Annotated in this window: 18 protein-coding genes; 5 read left to right on the forward strand and 13 right to left on the reverse strand. The window is 69.6% G+C overall.

The window, feature by feature from the left end; translation table 11 throughout:
• Positions 1 to 83: 83 nt before the first annotated feature.
• The 4 genes from MYSTI_RS27000 to MYSTI_RS27015 form a co-directional block, all read right to left on the reverse strand.
• A complete protein-coding gene (locus tag MYSTI_RS27000) occupies positions 84 to 338 on the reverse strand; it encodes a hypothetical protein (RefSeq protein WP_015350980.1) in 255 nt (84 codons plus the stop codon).
• A gap of 79 nt (positions 339 to 417) precedes the next feature.
• Complete coding sequence (locus MYSTI_RS27005) at positions 418 to 1,854, reverse strand: M61 metallopeptidase family protein (RefSeq protein WP_015350981.1); 1,437 nt, start codon at positions 1,852 to 1,854, stop codon at positions 418 to 420.
• Positions 1,855 to 1,909: 55 nt separating this feature from the next.
• Positions 1,910 to 2,509 carry a TetR/AcrR family transcriptional regulator gene (locus tag MYSTI_RS27010; RefSeq protein ID WP_015350982.1) on the reverse strand — a complete coding sequence of 200 codons (600 nt, stop codon included), beginning with the start codon at positions 2,507 to 2,509 and terminating at the stop codon, positions 1,910 to 1,912.
• A gap of 14 nt (positions 2,510 to 2,523) precedes the next feature.
• Positions 2,524 to 3,048, reverse strand: coding sequence for a PaaI family thioesterase (locus tag MYSTI_RS27015; protein WP_015350983.1), 525 nt, complete (start codon positions 3,046 to 3,048; stop codon positions 2,524 to 2,526).
• Positions 3,049 to 3,241: 193 nt separating this feature from the next.
• Between MYSTI_RS27015 and fabF the strand changes: the two genes are divergently transcribed.
• The 3 genes from fabF to MYSTI_RS27030 all read left to right on the forward strand — a co-directional run bounded on the left by fabF (position 3,242) and on the right by MYSTI_RS27030 (position 7,351).
• On the forward strand, positions 3,242 to 4,486 hold the full coding sequence (gene fabF, locus MYSTI_RS27020) for a beta-ketoacyl-ACP synthase II (protein ID WP_015350984.1): 1,245 nt from the start codon (positions 3,242 to 3,244) through the stop codon (positions 4,484 to 4,486).
• A gap of 328 nt (positions 4,487 to 4,814) precedes the next feature.
• Positions 4,815 to 6,476, forward strand: coding sequence for a helix-turn-helix domain-containing protein (locus MYSTI_RS27025; protein ID WP_015350985.1), 1,662 nt, complete (start codon positions 4,815 to 4,817; stop codon positions 6,474 to 6,476).
• A 2-nt stretch (positions 6,477 to 6,478) separates the two neighbouring features.
• Positions 6,479 to 7,351, forward strand: coding sequence for a tetratricopeptide repeat protein (locus tag MYSTI_RS27030; protein WP_015350986.1), 873 nt, complete (start codon positions 6,479 to 6,481; stop codon positions 7,349 to 7,351).
• 31 nt (positions 7,352 to 7,382) lie between these two features.
• Here MYSTI_RS27030 and MYSTI_RS27035 read toward each other — a convergent pair whose 3' ends face one another.
• The 3 genes from MYSTI_RS27035 to MYSTI_RS27045 all read right to left on the reverse strand — a co-directional run bounded on the left by MYSTI_RS27035 (position 7,383) and on the right by MYSTI_RS27045 (position 9,676).
• Positions 7,383 to 7,895 (reverse strand): hypothetical protein, encoded by a 513-nt coding sequence (locus MYSTI_RS27035; protein WP_015350987.1) that lies wholly within the window; start codon positions 7,893 to 7,895, stop codon positions 7,383 to 7,385.
• The gene (locus tag MYSTI_RS27040) at positions 7,874 to 8,656 is read right to left on the reverse strand and encodes a sulfite exporter TauE/SafE family protein (protein WP_015350988.1); all 783 of its coding nucleotides are present in this window, start codon (positions 8,654 to 8,656) and stop codon (positions 7,874 to 7,876) included. The genes MYSTI_RS27035 and MYSTI_RS27040 overlap by 22 nt, the downstream gene beginning before the upstream one ends.
• 126 nt (positions 8,657 to 8,782) lie before the next feature.
• Entirely contained in the window at positions 8,783 to 9,676 is an 894-nt protein-coding gene (locus MYSTI_RS27045) for a hypothetical protein (protein ID WP_015350989.1), read from the reverse strand.
• A gap of 134 nt (positions 9,677 to 9,810) precedes the next feature.
• Here MYSTI_RS27045 and MYSTI_RS27050 point away from each other — a divergent pair, with 134 nt between their 5' ends.
• A complete protein-coding gene (locus tag MYSTI_RS27050) occupies positions 9,811 to 11,406 on the forward strand; it encodes a leucyl aminopeptidase (protein ID WP_015350990.1) in 1,596 nt (531 codons plus the stop codon).
• Between the two features lie 94 nt (positions 11,407 to 11,500).
• Here MYSTI_RS27050 and MYSTI_RS27055 read toward each other — a convergent pair whose 3' ends face one another.
• The 6 genes from MYSTI_RS27055 to ruvB form a co-directional block, all read right to left on the reverse strand.
• A complete protein-coding gene (locus MYSTI_RS27055) occupies positions 11,501 to 12,133 on the reverse strand; it encodes a hypothetical protein (RefSeq protein WP_015350991.1) in 633 nt (210 codons plus the stop codon).
• 56 nt (positions 12,134 to 12,189) lie between these two features.
• Entirely contained in the window at positions 12,190 to 13,425 is a 1,236-nt protein-coding gene (locus MYSTI_RS27060) for a DUF4388 domain-containing protein (RefSeq protein ID WP_015350992.1), read from the reverse strand.
• Positions 13,426 to 13,450: 25 nt separating this feature from the next.
• Positions 13,451 to 14,545 carry a thioredoxin domain-containing protein gene (locus MYSTI_RS27065; RefSeq protein WP_044281435.1) on the reverse strand — a complete coding sequence of 365 codons (1,095 nt, stop codon included), beginning with the start codon at positions 14,543 to 14,545 and terminating at the stop codon, positions 13,451 to 13,453.
• A 55-nt stretch (positions 14,546 to 14,600) separates the two neighbouring features.
• A complete protein-coding gene (gene lpxC / locus MYSTI_RS27070) occupies positions 14,601 to 15,545 on the reverse strand; it encodes a UDP-3-O-acyl-N-acetylglucosamine deacetylase (RefSeq protein ID WP_015350994.1) in 945 nt (314 codons plus the stop codon).
• A gap of 491 nt (positions 15,546 to 16,036) precedes the next feature.
• Positions 16,037 to 17,533: a hypothetical protein gene (locus MYSTI_RS27075; RefSeq protein WP_015350995.1), complete on the reverse strand. Its 1,497-nt coding sequence runs from the start codon at positions 17,531 to 17,533 to the stop codon at positions 16,037 to 16,039.
• 12 nt (positions 17,534 to 17,545) lie between these two features.
• Positions 17,546 to 18,577 (reverse strand): Holliday junction branch migration DNA helicase RuvB, encoded by a 1,032-nt coding sequence (gene ruvB / locus MYSTI_RS27080; RefSeq protein WP_015350996.1) that lies wholly within the window; start codon positions 18,575 to 18,577, stop codon positions 17,546 to 17,548.
• Positions 18,578 to 18,864: 287 nt separating this feature from the next.
• On the opposite strand from ruvB, the gene MYSTI_RS27085 reads away from it, so the two are divergent.
• A complete protein-coding gene (locus MYSTI_RS27085) occupies positions 18,865 to 19,944 on the forward strand; it encodes an MBL fold metallo-hydrolase (RefSeq protein ID WP_015350997.1) in 1,080 nt (359 codons plus the stop codon).
• Position 19,945: the final 1 nt, after the last annotated feature.

A 19,945-nucleotide genomic window follows, 5' to 3' on the forward strand; every position in this document is an offset into this window, starting at 1 on the left:
AGCCTCATGAACCGGGCGGCGGGAGGTCCTCTTCCCACCGCCCAGGAGGCCGGCGACGTCACCGGCCCTGGATACGGCCCTGCCTACTTCTTCTGACCGTTGCAGCCACCCGCGCCGCAGGAGTGCTCAGCGCCCTTCTCCGGCGTGGCCGCGGGGGCGGCCGCATCCGTACCCTCGGCGGGCTTGTTCTCCTCGGTCTTCGCGGCGCCGCAGCTGCCCTCCGCGCCCTTCTCCGCGGCGGCCGGCTGGCCCTCCGCCGCCTTCGTGGAGGCACAGCCAGTGGCGAGGGAGGCCAGGGACAGGGTGCCGACAATCGCCGCAAGAGCCTTCGCGTTCATGGTGCTTCCTTTCGGTACTGCGTTGAGGGGGAACGACTTGCTGGTACCGCGTACCGCGTGGGGTTCGAGACCTTGAACCTCATCTACGGATGCCGGGTGACTCGCGGATGTATCCCCGACTTTCCATCGCCTCGCGCAACACACTGTCGCGAGCAGGGACGAATTGAATGCCTTCTGATTCCGCCGTCACACCCAGCGCTTGTAGCAGACCTTCCTGCTCCACAAAAGCCGCGCGCTTGAGGTGACGCGCGAGCAATGCATCGAAGAGTGGCTTTCCCGCGATGGCATCCACCGCCACGCCAAACGCTCCCAACGTCGAGCTCGGTCCTCGCTCCGCGAGCAACTCCAACACATCCTCCAGGTGACGACGGTTTCCAGTAGCACGGCGTATTTCCACATCGAGATGCAATGCGAGCAGCGCGCCCGTCCAGTACGTGCCGGGCGAGAAACCGTTTCCGGAGACAACCTCTTCCATGGTGCGGGCTCCCGCCACGCGACGTCCGCGCGCGAAGCCATCCACCAACTCCTCCCATCCCCGCTCCGCGCTCAGCCGTCCGGAGCGCACGCGCGCAACCTCCGTGTAGTAGGTGGCCAGCCCCTCCGACAGCCACGGCACACGCGGCAGGAAGGCGGGATGGGCCAGGTGGAGCATCTCGTGGAGCGCCACCCAATCGAGCGCGAAGGACGCGGCGCTCGCGTCCTGCCCCACGAGCACGGAGATGCTGGGAGGCGAGCTCCACAGCACCATGCCGAAGAGGCTGGGCCCTTCGTGTCCGGGCACGGGAATGACTCGCACGGTGATACGCGGATACGGGAAAGTACGGCGGACCGTGAGCACTTCGTCCGCGGCCTGCTTCAGCCAGCCACAGACCTGACTGTCCTCCAGCTGACGAAAGTGGCCCAGCACCGCCACGTCCAGCACCGCGTCCGGCAACACCACCTGACAGCGGCGTCCCCCGAAGCCATGGAAGCCCGAGTCCACCAGGTCCTCCGCGCGAAGCCGATACAGGCCCGTCTCATCCGGTTGCCAGGGCAGCAGCGCGTCCGCGCCTTCCACGGCCAACTCCACGCGCAGGTCCGGCGGCGTCTGGTGCGGACGGATGAGGTACGCGCGCCCCGCGACATGCCACGCATCCGCCTCCCCCATTCCCGTGAACAAGCGCTGCCCGCGTGAGCGCGTCGGAGCCTCCAGGTCATAGCGATAGCGCAGGAAGCGGATGTCCGCGGGCAGGAGCACGCGGCCCTCCTCCGTCACCGGCAGCTCGAAGTGCTCACCGTCCTCGCGGTAGGCGCCCACCGACGCCACGCCCCCCGGCGAGGTGAAGCGGAACACGCGCGGCGTGCCCCGCACCAACACCACCTCCACGTCGAGCGCCCGCGTGGGCGCTCGGACGAACGTGACGGTGTAGCGGAGCGTGGCCGGGTCCTTCGAGAGGCGAGGGCCCGGCACGCTCACGCAGGACAGCCCCACGCAGAGAACGAGAGCCAGCAGCGAACACCTGTGCACGCGCGACATCGCCACCTCCACCGGGCCTGGAGCATACAAGCCCGGTGGAGAGGGGCCGTGGCCGTCAGTGGCGCTTGCGCGTCGGCGGAGGTCCCCCAGCAAGCAGGGACGCACGCGCGGCCTCCAGGAGCTCGTCCGAGAGGGGCAAGCCCTTCGTCGCCCGCGCGAGGGTCATCGCACCGAAGAGGAGCGCCATCGTCGCCAGCGCCCGCTGTCGTCCGGTGACGCCTTCCGCCCCTGGGACACGCGCGCGCAGCGCGGCGACCAGTCCCTCCACGCCCTCGGCGAGCGCCTCACGGGACTCGGGCGTCGCACGCGTCAGGTCCGACAACACCGACGGCATGATGCAGCCCGTCTCCATGTTGTCGCGGATGTTCTGGTTCAAGTAGCGGCGCACGAAGTGGTTCAGGAACTCCGCGCCGCGCAATTCCTCCAGGCCCCCGAGCCAGCGCGAGTGCTGGTGCTGGAAGAACGCGCGCACGGACTCGGTGAGCAGCGAGTCCTTCGAGGCGAAGTGCGCATAGAAGCCGCCAACGGTCAGTCCCGCGGCGCGCATGACGCGCTCCACGCTCGCGCCCGCGAAGCCTTCCTTCCGGAAGAGCGTCTCCGCCGCGGACAGGATTCTCTCGCGCGTCGCCTGCTTGTGCTCGGGTGCGTACCGCATCGTCGTGCCGCCTCCTACTCCTGGCCTCCCGAGCCGGAGGGCCGGAACACCATGCAGGTGGTGGTGCCATGCGCGTACAGCTTGCCGCTCGCGTCCGTCAGCCGGCCCTGCGCCGTCGCCACCCGGCCCCCCACGTGAATCACCTCGCCCGTACACGTCAGCCGTCCGGTGACGCCGGTGATGGCGCGCACCATGTTCACGTGCAGCTCCAGCGTGGTGTAGCCCGCACCCACCGGAAGCGTGGTGTGCACCGCGCACCCGAGCGCCGAGTCCAGCAGCGTGGCCGCCAGTCCTCCATGCACCGTGCCAATGGGGTTGTAGTGGAACTCCGCGGGCTCCACCTCGAACACCGCCCGCCCTTCCGACACCTCCACCGGAGCAAAGCCCAGCACCCGGGCGATGGGCGCCCCGGGGACGACGCCCTGGATGATGGCCCGCAGGTACTCCAGGCCCGACATCGTCTTCGCGGCGGCCAGCCCCTCACGGGGGTCCGCCCACGTCACGGTGCGGGTGCGCACCTCGGTCTCACCCTCGCTCATGAACCTACCTCTCCCATGAAATGATACCCATCATCATCAAACTTCAAGACAAGTGCACTCTTCCTCGCAAGGACACTTGCAAGATGGGATGACACTCATAATACAAAGGGCCATCGAGTGCACGTCAGCCAAGGGAGGGCGCGCGAGCGGCCGGGCCGTTCGCCTTCCTGGCGTGCCATCCAAGGAGCAGTGGATGCAGAAGCGGCGCGTCGTGGTGACGGGAATGGGGCTCATCAGCCCCTGCGGCACGGGCGTGGAGAAGAGCTGGACCGCGCTGGTGCGCGGCGAGAGCGGCGTGGGCCCCATCACCCTCTTCGACGCGAGCCAGCTGGACTGCCAGATTGCCGGCGAGGTGAAGGACTTCCGGGTGGAGGACCACATCGAGCGCCGCGAGGCCCGGCGCATGGACCGCTTCTCGCACTTCGCGGTGGCGGCGGCGGACATGGCGGTGGCGGACGCGGGCCTGAAAGTCACCCCCGAGAACGCCGAGCGCGTGGCCACCATCATCGGCTCGGGGATTGGCGGAATCGGGAGCCTGGAGGACACGTTCCGCCTGGTCATGGAGAAGGGCCCGGACCGCATCAGCCCCTTCTTCGTCCTGCAGATGGTCATCAACATGGCGCCCGGCTACGTGAGCCTGCGCCACGGCTTCAAGGGTCCCTCCTGGGCCCCCAACTCCGCGTGCTCCACCAGCGCCCACGCCATCGGCGAGGCGATGCGAGGCATCCAGCGCGGCGAGTTCGACGTGGCGGTGGCGGGCGGCGCGGAGGCGCCCATCTCGCTCCTGGGCGTCGGCGGCTTCGGCGCCATGCGCGCCCTGTCCCTGCGCAACGACGCGCCCCATGCCGCCAGTCGCCCCTTCGACGCGGACCGGGATGGCTTCGTCATCGCCGAGGGCGCCGGGATGCTCGTGCTCGAGGCGCTGGAGCACGCCCAGGCCCGAGGCGCGCGCATCCTCGCGGAGCTCACCGGCTACGGCGCCAGCTCCGACGCGTACCACATCACCCAGCCCGCCCCCGAGCACGAGGGCGCCCAGCGCAGCATGCGCGCCGCGCTCAAGGACGCGGGCCTGGGCCCCGGCGACATCGGCTACATCAACGCGCACGGCACCTCCACCGACGTGGGGGACCTGCTGGAAGCGCAGGGCATCGCCCAGGTCTTCGGGGACACGACGCGCACGGTGGCCATCTCCTCCACCAAGTCCATGACGGGCCACATGAACGGCGCCGCGGGCGCGGCGGAGGCCGTCATCAGCGTGCTCGCCCTCACGCGAGGCGTGCTGCCGCCCACCATCAACCTTCAGCGGCAGGACCCGCGCATCACCCTGGACTGCGTGCCCAACACCGCGCGCGAGATTCGCGTCGACGCGGTGATGAGCAACTCCTTCGGATTCGGCGGCACCAACGTGTCGCTCATCTTCCGCAGGATGATCTCCTGAACTGGCTCCCCCACTCCCCATGTAAACCAGAAATACTCGTTTACCGATACGTGTCGAGCGCGTTGCGCGCCGCGGCGGTAAACACTTGACAAAGTGCGTCGAAAGGCGCCCCGGACGCACATTCGCACGGCGACAACTCCAAGTAATTCCATGAGGTTACAGTTACTCAAAGGGTAAGAGCCCGGTGGAGGACGGCCCGTTCGTCGCCATCCGCACAGGGAGGGGGGCCTCCGAAAACGTTGATTGCAAATCGGTAAATCGATTTGCAAAGTGGGTGAAAGGGGCCCGGGGCGCGAGGCCTGGAGCGCCCGACGGACCCGATTCAGCCATGAACGACAACGCACTGAACGCCAACGTGGGCTTGAAGCTCCGCGGCCTGCGTCTTGCCCGGAACATCAAGCAAGCCGACGCGGCGAAGGACCTGGGAGTCTCTCCCGCCTACCTGAACCTCATCGAGAAGGGGAAGCGGGTGATGCCCTTCCCGCTGCTCTGGAAGGCGCTGAGGTACTTCGACCAGGACCCCGAGCAGTTCATGTCCACGCTCGGCGAGGGCCGGGTGGACGAGGCGCTCGCCAAGCTCCTCGACGAGCCGCTGCTCAAGAGCCTGGACATCGACCCGGAGTCGCTCCAGTCGCTGTCGGCGGAGCCGAAGCTGGCGGGCACCGTGGCCGCGCTGTTCAACCTCTACAAGAACACCCGCACGCAGCTGGAGAACGTGCTGGCGCAGCTCAACGTGGAGGAGCGCACGCGCGCGCAGGGCGGTGCGGGCAACGGCACCGTGCCGGGCGTGCGGTTCGACTACTCACCGTTCGACGAGGTGAGCGACTTCCTGGAGACCCACCGCAACTACTTCCCGGAGATTGAAGAGCAGGCGGAGGCGCTGCGGCGCGACGTCAGCCTGGAGCGGCAGCTCACCAGCGGGCAGCTCGTGCAGCTCCTGGAGCGGCGCTTCGGCTACCGCGTGCTCTTCGACACCGCGCCCAGCGGCTCGTCCGTGGTGCGGCGGTTGGACCCGGAGGAGCAGACGCTCACGCTGTCGCCGGACCTCACCGAGCAGCCGCTCAAGTTTCAAATCGCCGCGTCCATGGGTCTGTTGATGCTGGACCGCGAGAAGCTGGTGGAGCGCATCCTCGGCGCCGGCCGAATGCGGCACGCGGAGACGCAGCGGCTCATCAAGGTGAACCTGGCCAACTACTTCGCCGGCGCGCTGATGCTGCCCTACGGGGACTTCTTCAAGGAGGTGCAGCGCACGCGCTACGACGTGGAGCTCCTGTCGAGCATCTTCGGCTCCACCTACGAGACGGTGGCCCACCGGCTGTGCAACCTGTCGGACCCCAAGCGCCCCGGCATCCCCTTCCACTTCCTGCGCTCGGACATCGCCGGCAACATCTCCAAGCGCTACAGCGGCACCGGCATCCGCTTCGCCACCGGCGGCGGAAGCTGCGGCAAGTGGGCCGTGCACCTGGCCTTCCTCAACCCGTCCCAGCTCACCCGGCAGTATTCGATGATGCCGGACGGCACCACGTACTTCTGCTTCGCGAAGGTGCAGCTGCAGCCCATCGAGGGCTCCATCGTCAAGGGCACCGCGTACTCCATCGGCCTGGGCACCCACGCGGAGAACGCCAAGTTCCTGGCGTACGGCCTGCCCACCAATGACTTGCGCAAGGACGCCATTCCGTCCGGCATCTCCTGCCGCTTCTGCGAGCGCACCGACTGCAACCAGCGCGCGGCCGCCAGCTACCGCTTCGCCTTCGCCTTCGACGAGTACACGAAGAAGGACTGCTTCTTCTCCCCGCTGCTCGGCTACGAGCAGGGCGACAAGCAGGAGAAGGACCGCCATCACGGGCACCACGGCGGGTCCACGGCGGGGGCGCACGCCGCCACCGGAAATGGTGACCCGCTGCATCCGGGCGTCAACGGCGCTGACCGGAGTGAGAAGCACGATTCGTTGGACAAGGCCGCCCGGCGCCGCAAGGGTGGTGACGCGTGAGCATGCATCCGTCCGAAGACACCGAACGCGCCCACCTGCTCGAGGCGCTCCAGAAGCAGAAGAACACGCTGGCCTCGCTGCGCATCACCGGCTCGCCCACCCAGGTGGGGCAGGAGCTGGTGAGCCTGGCGGAGGTGCACGGCCTGCTCGATGACCATGCCGCGAGCCGCCAGTGCTACGAGGAGGCGCTCGCCCTGTTCAAGGAGGCGGGCTACAAGCCGGGTCAGGCCCAGGCGTGCTTCGGGCTGGGCGTGGTGAAGGCGAACTTCGAGGACCACCGCGGCGCGGTGGAGCTCATCGCCCAGGCCGCCATGCTCTTCAACGAGACGAAGGACCGCGAGGGCGAGGCCATGTGCCGCGCGTGCGTCGGCGAGTCCCTTCGCGCGCTGGGCCAGCCGGAGGCCGCCGAGGAGAAGTACCAGGAGGCCCTCATCCTCTACCGCCAGACGCGCAACACCGAGCGCACCGCGCGGCTGCTGCTGGACATCGGCGACATCCGCATGGAGAAGGCCGAGTACGAGCCGGCGCGAAAGCGCTTCCTCGAGGCGATTCCCATGCTCGAGAAGGGCGAGGACCCGGAGGCGCTCGCGCTGGGGCACCTGCTCCTGGGTGAGTCCGAGGGTCTCCTGGGCCAGCACGAGGCGGCGCGCACGCACCTCTTGCGCGCGGTGGAGCTCTACCAGGAGCTGCACGACCACGTGTACGAGGCCCGCGCCCGCTGGGACCTGAGCCTGTCCTGCTTCTACACGCAGGACCTGGCCGCCGCGCGCGAGCAGCTGGAAGCCGTGCTCCCGCTCTACGAGGAGCAGGGCCGCGCGGACGAGGTCGCCAAGGTGCGCAACATCCTGGCCCACTTCGCCGCGCGCGGCTCCTGAGGACTCAGACAGCCCCCCGAAGGGCGCCGCATCACGCCTGGATGCCGGCGCCCACCGCGAGGGCCAGGAGCCCCAGCACGCCCACGGCGATGAGGGCGTAGCGCCACTCGCCGCGCAGGCCCAGGAGCGTCCCCGCCACCCCCAGCCGCGCCACGGGCGTCACCAGCAGGAGCGACGCCGCCGCCTTGCGCAGCTGGTCGATGGCGACGTGGATGCTCTCCGTCTCCGGCAGCGCCTCCAGGCAGAGCGACAGCACGAACAGGCCGCCGCTCAGCAACGCGCCCACGCGCAGCACCCGCGCAATCCAGCGGTCTCCCGCGAGCGTCCTGTCGCGGACGCGTCCCAGGCCCGGCGCGGGCGTCTCCACGGCGCTCGCGGTGACGGGCTCCACGTCCAGCTCCGGCGCGACCTCCACCCGTGCCTGGGCCGCCACCAGGGCACGCCGTCCCAGGGCCAGGGGGTCCGCCATCATCGCCGCGGAGACAGGCGGCGGTACCACGCCACCTTCCGGCCCTTCCTCGCTCACTTCCACACGCTCGGCCACAGTCCCGCCCCTCCCTTCCACAACATCTGCCCCGCCACCACCAGCAGCACCAGCGCGAAGAGTCTCTTGAGCACCGTCGTCGGGACCTTGGGCATCAGCTGGCCGCCGGCATACGCGCCCGCCAGAACGCCCACCACCAAGGGAGACACCAGCGCCAGCTTCAGGTGTCCGCGGAGGGCATAGGCGGCCACGCTCGCCGCGCCCGTCACGCCAATCATCAGGTTGCTGGTGGCGCTGGCCACCTTGAAGGGCACGTGCATGCCGTAGCTCATCAGCGGCACCTTCAGCGGCCCGCCGCCCACGCCCAGGAGCGCGGAGAGACCTCCCGCCACGAAGGAGCCGGAGATGCCCAGCGGATAGTTCGTCGGCCGGTAGTCGTCGAGCGTCGCGGGCTCCGCGCGAGGCGAGCGCAGGAACATCATCTGCAGCGAGACGTAGAGGGTGAACAGGCCGAACACCACCGCCACCATCGCGGGCGCGAGCAGCGCCGCCACCAGCCCTCCGGCGATGGCCCCCAGCACCGTGGACAGCTCCAACGTCAGCCCCAGGCGGATGTCACTCAGGTGGTTGTCCACGTAGCCAGCCGCCGCGGCGCAGGAGTTGGCCACCACGCACAGCAGGCTGGCCGGTATCGCCTCCTCCAGGGGCACGTTGAAGCCCAGCACCAACGCGGGCACCAGCACGATGCCGCCGCCAATGCCCAGCATCGCCCCCAGCGCTCCCGCGAGCACGCCCACCACCATGAGGAGAAGAACCGTCATTCCTTCACGAGAATAGGAGCGCCACCGCACGCCGCCCAGCGGCATTCCCCGGGGGGGACATGGCTCGCCAGGACGGTTGCTCCGCGCGCGTAATATCTCCTGCACCCCGGGGCATGGGGCCGCCCACTACGCGGCGCGGGCCCCCAGGGTTCCCTCGGGGAAGGCCTCCAGGAAGCGGGCTCGCGTACGGGGTGTGAAGGTGCCCCTTGCCATGTAGCCGTGCAACCGCCGAAGCACGCCCCGCGCCGACTCCAGCGCACCCTCGACCTCCTGGGAGAAGTCGAAGGTGTCGTTCCGATACAGCTCCTGGAAGGACAAGCGGGCGAACGCGGGGAGCGCGCGCGTGCGTCCCATGGGGCTGGAGAGAAACAGGCCGGAGACATAGAGGCCGCGCACCCACCCGTCGACCTCGGCCTTGGTCGGCGCCTGCCCCACGCGCTCCTGCGACGACAGCCGCACCAGCTCGAAGATGCCGCGTCCGATGCCGCGCCACGGGAAGCCGGGACTCTTCACCACCTGACACTTCTCCCGCAGGCGGGGCGTGCCCAGCAGGTCCATGCCGTGCAGCTCGCGCAGGTAGAAGAGCGTCTGGGCCCATTCGATGTCGCGGTGCGCGGACAAGGGTCGCTCGCCCCGGCGGCGGTGCCGCTCCACCAGCCCGTCCACCACCGGATACAGCCGCCGGTCCAAGCACAAGTGGGTGAAGTATCCCGCGAGCAGGGCCAGTCCCGGCTCGGTGCCCACCAGCGCGCCCGTCGCCACCAGCTCCGCCATCTTCAGCCCGAAGCCCACCGGCGCGCGCTCGTGATACAGCCGCGCGAAGGGAGGCATCTCGCGCTCCGGAAGGAACGCCGCGAGCCCGCCCCGGATGCCCTCGCACAGCGGCAGGTCCGGCAGCGCCGCGCCGAAGCGCGCGTACGGAAGGTCCTCGGAGAGCGCGCGCACCCAATCCGCCGGCAGCTCTCCGGGATTGACGGCCAACCGTTCGATGGCGGTCAGATGCATCAACAAGGTGGGCATTGCCCTGACTGCTACCCAGCCCCTCGCGGCAATGCAACGCTCGAATGGAATCCAACGCTTTGCGTGCAACAAGGCGGGCGTTACAGTCCGCGGCTTCGTTTCTCCCCCTCTCCCGTTCAGGAGTTCATCGGCCCATGAATTTCACCTTCGTCACCGGCGACGCCACCCTTGCGAATGGCGAGCTGCTCGTCATTCCGCTCTTCGAGGGCGAGCTGAGTGAGGGCGCCCCGGTCAGCCTGGCCTCGGCGGACCGCGCGCTGGAGGGCCGCCTGCGGGGCGCCGCGACCCAAGAGGGCTTCAAGGGCAAGGCCGACCAGTCCCTGATGATGCACACGCTCGGCCGCACCACCGCGGGCCGCGTGCTGTTGTTGGGCCTGGGCCACCGCGCCCGCTTCCAGCCGGAGACGCTCCGCCTGGCCCTGGGCCGCGCGGCCAAGGCGGCTCAGCGCCTCAAGGTCGCGTCCGTCGCGGTGGCGATTCCCGCCACGCCGTCCTCCGCCGACGCGGTGCGCGCGGTGGTGGAAGGGCTGGAGCTGGGCGCCTACCGCTTCGACAAGTACAAGTCCTCCGCGCGCGAGGAGAAGGGCGCGCAGAAGCCCGTCAAGGTCGCGCTGGTGCTGCCCGAGGGCACCGAGAAGTCGCGCGACGTGGAGGACGCCCTCGCGCTGGCGAAGACGGTGAGCGAGGCCACCAACTGGGCCCGCGACCTGGTGAACGAGCCGCCCAACGCGGTGACGCCCGCGGTGCTGGCGGAGGCCGCCCGCAAGTCCGCGCGCGAGCACGGGCTGAAGATCACCATCGGCGGCAAGCGCGAAATCGAGAAGCTGGACATGGGCATGTTCCTGGGCGTCGCGGCCGGGAGCACCGAGGAGCCCCGCCTCATCCACGTCGTCTACACGCCGAAGAACGCGCGCGACGCGAAGCGCCCGCCGCTGGCGCTGGTGGGCAAGGCCATCACCTTCGACTCGGGCGGTCTGTCGCTCAAGCCCACCGAGGGCATGGTGGAGATGAAGACGGACATGGCCGGCTCCGCCGCCGTGCTGGGCGCCATGCAGGTCATCGCCGCCGTCAAGCCGCCCTTCCCCGTGCATGCCTTCATCGGCGCGTGTGAGAACATGCCCGCTGGCAATGCCTACAAACCCGGCGACATCCTCACGTCCCGCCTGGGCAAGACGGTGGAGATCACCAACACGGACGCCGAGGGCCGCCTCGTCCTGGGTGACATCCTCACCTGGGCCTGCGAGCACCAGCCGTCCGCCGTCATCGACCTGGCCACGCTGACGGGCGCGTGCATCGTCGCGCTGGGCAACTACATCGTCGGCGCCTTCGGAGACCACGACGGCGCGGTCAACGAGGTGCTCCAGGCCGCGCGCACCGCGGGCGAGGACATGTGGCGCCTGCCCGTGAGCGAGCTGCAGAAGGACGCGCTGCGCTCCGAGGTCGCCGACATGAAGAACTCCGGCGAGCGCTGGGGCGGCTCCATCAACGCCGCGCTCTTCCTCAAGGAGTTCGTCGGCGAGACGCCGTGGGTGCACCTGGATATCGCCGGTCCGTCCAACAGCCCCAAGGAGCGCGGCTACAACGCCAAGGGCGCCACGGGCGTGGGCGTGCGGACGCTGGTGGAGTGGGTGCGGCTGCGCGCGCAGAACCAGGCCACCGAGCCCGCGGAGGCGTCGAGCGCCAAGCCCGCGCGCGCCGCTCGGGGTTCGCGCAAGTCGGCGAAGAGCTGAGTCCTCGCTTCAGTCACAAGGCCCGTCGCGCGCAGGACGTGACGGGCCCCTCGAGCGCGCGGGAGCCTCCACCGAGGCCCGCGCGCTTCGTCTTTCAGTGCGCGGCCGCCTGCGGAGTCGACTTGGGCAGCGCCTTCTGTTGCTCGGGCAGGGGGCGGATGCCGATGAGGAGCGCATCCACGTTCTGGATGACACTCGCCACGGCCTGGGCGGGCCACGTGGCCAGCATCATCAGGATGCGGCCCTCCCGGCCTTCGCGCACCACCACGCGGCCATTCACGCCGTCCCCCACCTGGAAGTCGAAGCCCACGGCGGTGTCCGACAGCGTGAGCGGCACCGGGTCCGTCGTGGTGAAGCCCGGCTGCTGACGCAGGCCCTCCGTCAGTCGTTCGGCGAACTGGGTGGGCGTGGCGACCGCGGGGGCCACCTGGACCACCACCTGCGCGCCTGAAGGTGGATGGCGCAGGATGACGGGAATCGAGAGCCCCTCGGGCGTGCGCTCGTTGGTGGCGTCGAGCTGCCACTCGTCACTGGGCCGGACGACCTCGAAGCCCAGCTCCTCGTCCACGTAGGGACCGGAGACCACGGACGCGAGCGTGGCCACCGACGAGGCGCCCGAGCCTCCCGTGCCTGGCCCCGCGACGTCCGGCTTCACGGCCTGACGTGAGCCACTGCACGCCACGCCACCCATCAGGAATCCCCACGCCAGCTTCCGCCACCCAGCCATGCCGTCGTCCCCCAACCACCAACAACGTGGCAGCGAACGTGGGCACGGGCCGCCTGCTAGGCCAGACCTCCCTGCAGGGTGCGGTAGGTGTTGGACAACCGCTCCGCCACGTCGGGCGGCAACACATTGCGCGCGGAGAACAGCGCATAGGAGACGATGGCGTCCAGCGCCTCCAGCGTCATGGCCCGCGCCACGGCCTCGCCGCCCAGGGACAGGTTGGCGCGCAGCCGCGTCACGTCCACCCGCCCGTCCGGCCCCGGCACCACCCCCGCGAAGGCATCCTCCAGCCCGGAGGGCGGCGCATCCAGGAAGCCCCGCAGCAGGTCCACGTCCTTCCCCGCGTCGCGCAGCGAGCGGTGAATCAACGACAGGAGCAGGTTGTAGCGCTCCTCCGCGGACAACAACTCCCAGGCCATGCCCTCCACCGCCGGCACGGGCGCCGCGGGAGGCGTCGTGGGGCGAATCTGGAGGTGCCCGCCTCGCACGCACTCGTCCAGCCACGAGAAGAAGGCGTGCTGCCCGCCCTCGCGCACGGCGCGCAGGTCGCTCAGCGTCGCGCCCGCGCCCATCCGCTGGAAGAAGCGCTCCTCCCCCGGCTTTGGCCCCGCGGGCCCGGGCTCCGCGCGCAGGTCCTCCGGATAGCGCCGCCGCAGGCGAGCCAGCTCCTCCGAGCGCTTGATGCCGGTGAGCACCAGGTCCCGCGTGCGCTCGGGCAGCTTCACCACGTCGGCCATGGGCGCGGGGCCCTCGACGAAGAGGAAGCTGCCTTCCGTCAGCTCGAAGAGGCTCAGCACCACCTCGCGCACGACGTACGTCATGGCGCCGTAGAGGTGGGCCTCGGACACCAGCCCCTCGGAGGTCAGCACCTGACCGATGCGCCGCGACGGCGTCACGCGCGACAGCGCTTGCGTGAGCTGCGCCTGCGTCACCAGCCCCAGCCGCGTCAGCACCGCGCCCAGCCGCTCCGAGCGCTCCGTGGACGTGGCGAAGACGACCTGCCCGTCCCGGAAGGACACCGTCCGTCGGACCGCGCCGCTCTGCACGGCCAGCAGCCCGCTGCGGATGCCCGTCAGGACGTGGGCGAAGACCTCCTCCACCGACAGCGTCCCGAGCGTGCCCGCCAGGAAGCCGGCGAAGCCCGAGGGCTCGTGGAGGAGCACCATCCCCTCCGGCCCGTGGAACCAGGCCGAGAGGGGACGTGTGGAGGACAGGCCCGCGGCAAGGGACTTCTCCAGCTCGAGTGAAGTCGCCTCGCCGCCGACGCGGGGCGTGGCCTTGGGTTTCTGGGCCACCGCCCGTGTCCTCCCGCGCGTCGAACTACTTCTGCGCCGGCGCCTTCAGCTCGGCGTCGATGATGGTCTTGAACTCCTCGGCGGGCTGCGCGCCGGAGAGCATGATGCCGTTGATGAAGAACGCCGGCGTGCCGCTGACGCCGACCTTCTGGCCGTCCGCCATGTCGCTCTTCACGGTGGCCGCCTTCTCACCCGAGTCCAGGCACTTGTCGAACTTCGCCTTGTCCAGGCCCAGCTCGCCCGCGTAGGACTTCAGGCTGTCGACCTGCAGCGCGCTCTGGCTGGCGAACAGCTTGTCGTGCATCTCCCAGAACTTGCCCTGGTCCCCGGCGCACAGCGACGCCTCGGCGGCCTTCTGCGCCTCCTTGTGGAAGTCGAGCGGGAACTGGCGGAACACCAGCTTCACCTTGCCCTCGTACTCCTTCATGACCTGGTCCACGGCCGCGTTGGCGCGGCTGCAGAACGGGCACTGGAAGTCGCTGAACTCCACGATGGTGATGGGGGCGTTGTCCGCGCCCTTCGACGGGCCCGTGGCGGCGACCTGCTTGCGCTCCGCGGGGGGACGCGGGGGCTCCGGCAGGGTGATCTGCACGTTGGCGTTCTTGCGCAGCTCGCCGAAGAGGGCCTGGGCGCGCTCCTGCTTGGGCTGCTGCGTGAGGAAGTCGACAATCTGCGGCTTCATCTGCTCGAAGGTCGAGCCGGGCGGCAGCTGGCCCTTGGCACCGTCGAAGACCTCCTTGATCTTCTCGTCGGTGGGCGCGGGAACCTTGTCGTCGATCTCCGCCTTGAGGAACTGGTCCTGCGTCATGCCGCGCTTCTTCGCCTCGGCGTCGACCAGCTTCTCCGTCACCATCCCATCAAGGCCCCGCTTGCGCAGCTGGAACTTCTGCTTCTCCAGGTTCGCCATCGGCTCCTGGATGCGCTCGTTGAGCTCCTTGTAGGTGATCTTCTGGCCGTCGCCGAAGGTGGCGACCACCGTGTCCGGGGTCGGCTCACCCGCGGTGGCCTGCGCGGCGGCCGGCGCCTGCGCGGCGGCCGGCGCCTTCTCCTTGTTGCAACCGGCGGTGAAGGAAGCCGCCAGCAACGCGGCGAGGATGACAGGGGTTGGACGCATGGGCATAAGCCCGCGACTTAGTCGAGGCTGCCCCGGCCTGCAAGGAAATGCCAAGACAGCATCAGGCGACGAGCGGCTCCAGCGCCAGCGCTCCAGCCAACCCCGGCAGGCCCAACTCCAGACCCTCCAGGTCGAGTCGACGCGCGGGGACAATCTCATAGCAGCTGGGGTCCGAAAGCACCTTGCGCACCAGCTTGTGATTGAGCGCGTGGCCCGTCTTGTACGCCGTGAGGTGTCCGATGACGGGGCGGCCGAAGAGAGACACGTCGCCGATGGCGTCGAGGATCTTGTGCCGCACGAACTCGTCCGTGAAGCGCAGACCCTCCGGGTTGAGGATGGAGAGCTCGTCCACGACGATGGCGTTCTCCAGCGAGCCGCCGCGCGCCAGGCCCAGCTTCTTCAGCTTCTCCACGTCGCGCAGGAAGCCGAAGGTGCGCGCGCGAGAGATCTCCCGGGAGAACTCCCGGTCGCTGAAGTCCAGGTCGAAGGCCTGGCCCTGGATGATGGGGTGCTCGAAGTCGATGGTGCAGCTGATGCGGAAGTTCGTGGAGGGCGTCAGCGAGGCCTGCTTGTCGCCATCCACCACGGACACCGACTTGCGGATGACCAGCAGCTCCTTGGGCGTGTCCAGCTCGCGGATGCCGGCTTCCTGGATGAGCGCGGCGAAGGGCGCGGCGCTGCCGTCCATGATGGGAACCTCGGGGCCGTCCAGCTCCACCCGGGCGTTGTCGATGCCCAGGCCCGCCATGGCGGCCATGAAGTGCTCCACCGTCGCGACCTTCACGCCGTCGCGGCCCAGCGTCGTCGCCAGGGACGTGTCCACCACGTACTCCGCCAGCGCGGGGATGCTCACCGGCCGGGGCAGGTCCGTGCGGACGAAGACGATGCCGTGCCCCGCGGGCGCCGGACGCAGCGTGAGCGTCACCTTCGCGCCCGAGTGGAGCCCGATTCCCTGCAGACTGGCGGTCTTCGAAAGGGTGCGCTGGTTGTAGGAAGACGGGGGCATGTCGGTGTCGCCTCGTGGCTGCTCGTGCTGCGGGACTTCCGAACGGTCATCTGGCCAGATGGCGCCGGAATCGTTCAACAGTGGTCTGACGCGACGCGCAGATTGAGCAAGTGGCATGCCACAACAGCGTGACATCCCGGGAACCGTGGTGGGGGGTGCGAGTGGTTCGAACCCCTTGGAACGGCTGGCCTTTTTCTGACATCGCGGTGGGTGCCGTTCGTGGCCAGACACCCTCCCCCGTCTGAGGCCCGGTCAGTCCCCCCCGAAACCGTGACATTGGTGTCCGGGATTTCCTCGCGGCCCCATTCCCCGCCCGCCTCCGTGACGCGCTTCGCAATGAAGCGTGTCTTCCATGCAACACGGGCGCGTCCATAGCGCAAGGAACTGGCTGGAAGCAAACACGCGCCGTATGAGCACGCGCCGTGGGGGGTTGCGTCATACGGCGCGCATGGGCGTGGGTCGAAAAAATCCCGCCCGATACACGTATCAGCTCAGCGAGACAGCGTGGAGACGAACCTGTCCCGCAGCGCCTCGGCCTCCTGGCGGTCGAAGCCTCGGCCCTGCAGGAGGGTGCGCCGGCTGACGGCGTGAAACGTCGACTCGAGTGTCTGGCTGAAGCGGCGCAGGTCCTCCGCGAGGCGGGCGCGGATGCCGGGCCCTTCCGGGGGCCAGGGCAGCTCGACGAGCAGCGCGGTGAAGCGGTCGAACGCGTCGTAGTCGGCGTAGCGCAGGAGCTGATAGCCGCCGTCGTGGAAGTAGGCGAGGAAGGACTTGAGGGCATCCAGCGCCCGCTCGGCCGCGGGCACGTCCTCGGCGCGCAGGCAGCCCTCCGCCGTGCGGCACAGCTGGGCGTAGACCCACAGGTCCTTGCGCAGCCGCAGCGCGGCGTCCTGGGGGCTCACCAGCGTGTCGAAGACGCCGTCCGTCAGGCCGCCATTGGGCGCGAGCGCCTCCACCAGCGCGACCACCTGGGCGCGCAAGAGCTGCGTGAAGGCCGCGGCGGCGCGAGCGGGGGCCTCCGGTTCCTTGTCGACGTGGGCCAGCACCTCCCGGCCGATGCGCTCCGACTCCTTGGCCAGGTCCCTCGCGGCCCGGAGCGCCGCGGCCTGCAGCGGCTTGGAGCCCGCCTTGGGGGACAGGTCCGCGTGCATCCACGTGGCCAGGGCGTGTGTCTCGCTGCGCACCAGCGCCAGCAACACCCGCACCCGCCGGGGCGCGGGCGGCGTGCCCTCCGCGTCCACGTAGGCCAGGTAATGCAACAGGCGGAACAGCCCCAGGAACGCGGTGGTGAAGACGGCTCGCGACTCCTCCGCCATGGGGGCCAGCGTGTCCAGCAGCCGCACCGAGCGCAGCCGGTCGTACTCGACGCGGAACTCCAGCGGCCGGAAGGGCCGGAAGTAGCGGTTGAGGACGATCTCCTTCAGCGCCAGCTTGCCCAGGTCCTGGAAGAGATTGAGGCGCGCGGTGGGGAGCTGGAGCAGGTGGTCCAGCAGGTTGCGCAGCGCGTCCAGGTCCTCGCGCAGGACGAAGAGGCTCTCCGGCGGCGTCTCCTGGTCCAGCTCCTCCTCGATGAGTGCGCGACGCACCCGGTCATCCGCGAGCTGGGTCTCCACGTACTTGCGGAAGACCATCTTCTGGTCGCTGTCCGGGTCCTGGAGGTGACGTGCGACACGGATGGCGCGGTCCATGGCGTCGCGGACGTCCACCAGCTCCTCGTGGAAGTCGCGGGTGACGAGCGGCCGGTCCTTCGCGTCCACCACGGCGGTGAGGTTGAGGTAGCGCTCCACGGCGCGCAGCAGCATCTCGAACTCGAAGAGCAGCTCCTCGCGGCCGTCCACGGGCACGCCGCGCAGCCAGCGCTCGCGCTCGGCGAGGAAGCCCGCGCGCGACGTCTGCGACGCCCGCATCAGGTCCGCGTAGAAGTCACGCGCGACGCGGGGGGAGGAAGGGCCGGAGGCGGGAGACGCGGGAGAGGTGGCCTGGCTCATGGCTCGCGAGTTTCAGAAGAGGCTGCCCTGGGGCGTGGGTGGCAGCGGCTTCTTGAAGTACTGGTAGGTGCGATGCGTGGCCATCCGGCCCCGGGGCGTGCGCTGCAGGAAGCCCTCTTGCATGAGGAATGGCTCGTACACGTCCTCAATCGTATCGCGTTGTTCGCCCACGCTGGCGGCGATGGTCTCCACGCCCACCGGCCCCCCACCGAACTTGTCCAGGATGGTGAGGAGGATCTTCCGGTCCATGGAGTCCAGGCCGCTGGCGTCCACCCCCAGCCGGTCCAGGGACTTCTTGGCCAGCTCCAACGTAATCCGGCCGTTGCCCTCCACCTCCGCGAAGTCGCGCAGCCGGCGCAAGAGCCGGTTGACGATGCGCGGCGTGCCTCGGGAGCGAGTGGCCACCTCGCGGGCGGCGTCCTTCTCCAAGGGGATGCCCAGGATGCGCGCGGAGCGGTGGAGGATGAGCTCCAGGGCCTTCGCGTCGTAGTACTCCAGGCGCTCCTGGATCTGGAACCGGTCTCGCAGCGGCGAGGTGAGGAGGCCCGTGCGCGTCGTCGCGCCGATGAGGGTGAAGGGAGGCAGGTCTATCTTCATCGCCCGGGCGGCCGGCCCCGTGTCGATGGTGATGTCCAGCCGGAAGTCCTCCATCGCCGGGTAGAGGTACTCCTCCACCGCCGCGTTGAGCCGGTGGATTTCGTCGATGAAGAGGACGTCGCGCGCGTCCAAATTGGTCAGCAGACCCGCCAGGTCGCCCTTGCGCTCGAGCGCGGGGCCGCTCGTCACGTGGATGCCCACGCCCAATTCGTTGGCGATGATGTGCGCCAGCGACGTCTTGCCCAGACCCGGGGGGCCCGAGAACAAGCAGTGGTCCAGCGCCTCGCCGCGGCTCTTGGCCGCCTGCACGTAGACCTTGAGCTTCTCGACGACGGGGCCCTGCCCCACATACTCGTCGAACGAGCGCGGACGCAGGGAGGCCTCGAGCCGGACGTCCTCCGGGAGGACCTCTTCGGAGAGAGTGTCGGACTTCCTCGCCATGACCATGGGACCCTATACAGGAAGGCCCCGTCTGTCGCCCACATCCTCGGACCCTTCCAGCGGGGTGCCTCGCACGCCAGGCGGCCAGGGCCTGAAGCGCCGGCCCGGGCCTCGCGTGCGGGTGGCTTCGCGGAGGGTGAGGTCTCCCCGACGAACGAGGGCAAGGCGTGTGGACTGGCGGACGCTCGGACCCGGTCCTCGAGCAGCGAGGCGCGCGGACGCGTCCAGGTCGGGGGAAAATGTCTCCACCCTCTCGACCCGCTTCCCCCTCCCCGCGCCTCCACGGTGAGCCCATGAGCCAGAGCCCCGCCTTCCGCCCCCTGCCCTTCCTCGGGGAGGCCCACGCCGAGCCGCTGCCAGGACCTCGGCTGCAGAAGCTGCGGCGCGCGGCGCTCCTCGCGCGGGAGCACTTCGTCCAGGAAGGCCCGGTGGCGGCGGTCGCCACCTGCGAACTGGTCACCTTCCCATATCCCGCGCTGTTCGCCTTCAGCGGCGCGAGCCTGTCACCCGCGCCCTACGTGATGCTGACCCACCGGATGCAGGTGGTGCAGTTCGTGGACACCGAGGGCGTGCGGCGCACGCTGCTCTTCAACCCCACCGACTACGAGCGGAGCCAGACCGCGCCCTTCTACCACTCGCTGCGCGAGCGCTACGGCCCCTTCGTCTCCGACAAGCTCATGTCCACCCGGCGCGGCACGGTGCGCAGTCACCTGGCGTCACTGGGGCTGACGCCCGCGGACGTGGACTACGTGGCCTTCGACCACCTGCACCTGCAGGACCTGCGCGGCTGGTTGGGAGGGGGCGGAGCGACGGCGTACTTCCCTCGGGCCCGGCTGCTGGTGCAGCGCGAGGAATGGGACGCGGTGAAGGAGCCGCACCCGCTGCAATCCGTGTGGTGCGTCCCCGGCGGCGCCGACGTGCCCGACGAGCGCGTGGTGTGCCTGGAGGGAGACACCTGGCTGGGCGTGGGCGCGGCCCTGCTCTTCACCCCGGGCCACACGCGCGGGAACATGTCCCTGGCGGTGGCGACGTCGCGCGAGGTGTTCGTCACCAGCGAGAACGGCGTCGCCACCGAGAGCTACACGCCGCTGTTGTCCGCCATCCCCGGCGTGCGCCGCTTCGCCGAACAGATGGGCTGGGAGGTCATGCTCAACGGCAACACGCGAGAGGACTCGCTGGCGCAGTACTCGTCCATGGTGGTGGAGAAGCTCTTCGCGGGCCCCTCCGCGGTGGAGCGCTCGTTCATCAACTGCCACCCGTCCTCGGTGCTGACCGCCCACCTGCTGGCGCCGGGCTTCGCGCCCACCATCGTCCTGCCCGCGCCCAACTTCGGAGACGTGCGCCCCACGCCCGCCCACCGGCGCGCGGCCTGAC

It is taken from the genome of Myxococcus stipitatus DSM 14675, assembly GCF_000331735.1.
Taxonomy (GTDB): Bacteria; Myxococcota; Myxococcia; order Myxococcales; family Myxococcaceae; genus Myxococcus; species Myxococcus stipitatus.

Bases quoted from the DNA above. Each gene is read 5' to 3' on its own strand.
- MYSTI_RS27000 (WP_015350980.1), bottom strand. From the start codon at position 338: ATGAACGCGAAGGCTCTTGCGGCGATTGTCGGCACCCTGTCCCTGGCC.
- MYSTI_RS27005 (WP_015350981.1), bottom strand. From the start codon at position 1,854: ATGTCGCGCGTGCACAGGTGTTCGCTGCTGGCTCTCGTTCTCTGCGTG.
- MYSTI_RS27010 (WP_015350982.1), bottom strand. From the start codon at position 2,509: ATGCGGTACGCACCCGAGCACAAGCAGGCGACGCGCGAGAGAATCCTG.
- MYSTI_RS27015 (WP_015350983.1), bottom strand. From the start codon at position 3,048: ATGAGCGAGGGTGAGACCGAGGTGCGCACCCGCACCGTGACGTGGGCG.
- fabF (WP_015350984.1), top strand. From the start codon at position 3,242: ATGCAGAAGCGGCGCGTCGTGGTGACGGGAATGGGGCTCATCAGCCCC.
- MYSTI_RS27025 (WP_015350985.1), top strand. From the start codon at position 4,815: ATGAACGACAACGCACTGAACGCCAACGTGGGCTTGAAGCTCCGCGGC.
- MYSTI_RS27030 (WP_015350986.1), top strand. From the start codon at position 6,479: ATGCATCCGTCCGAAGACACCGAACGCGCCCACCTGCTCGAGGCGCTC.
- MYSTI_RS27040 (WP_015350988.1), bottom strand. From the start codon at position 8,656: ATGACGGTTCTTCTCCTCATGGTGGTGGGCGTGCTCGCGGGAGCGCTG.
- MYSTI_RS27045 (WP_015350989.1), bottom strand. From the start codon at position 9,676: ATGCCCACCTTGTTGATGCATCTGACCGCCATCGAACGGTTGGCCGTC.
- MYSTI_RS27050 (WP_015350990.1), top strand. From the start codon at position 9,811: ATGAATTTCACCTTCGTCACCGGCGACGCCACCCTTGCGAATGGCGAG.
- MYSTI_RS27055 (WP_015350991.1), bottom strand. From the start codon at position 12,133: ATGGCTGGGTGGCGGAAGCTGGCGTGGGGATTCCTGATGGGTGGCGTG.
- MYSTI_RS27065 (WP_044281435.1), bottom strand. From the start codon at position 14,545: ATGCCCATGCGTCCAACCCCTGTCATCCTCGCCGCGTTGCTGGCGGCT.
- lpxC (WP_015350994.1), bottom strand. From the start codon at position 15,545: ATGCCCCCGTCTTCCTACAACCAGCGCACCCTTTCGAAGACCGCCAGT.
- MYSTI_RS27075 (WP_015350995.1), bottom strand. From the start codon at position 17,533: ATGAGCCAGGCCACCTCTCCCGCGTCTCCCGCCTCCGGCCCTTCCTCC.
- ruvB (WP_015350996.1), bottom strand. From the start codon at position 18,577: ATGGTCATGGCGAGGAAGTCCGACACTCTCTCCGAAGAGGTCCTCCCG.
- MYSTI_RS27085 (WP_015350997.1), top strand. From the start codon at position 18,865: ATGAGCCAGAGCCCCGCCTTCCGCCCCCTGCCCTTCCTCGGGGAGGCC.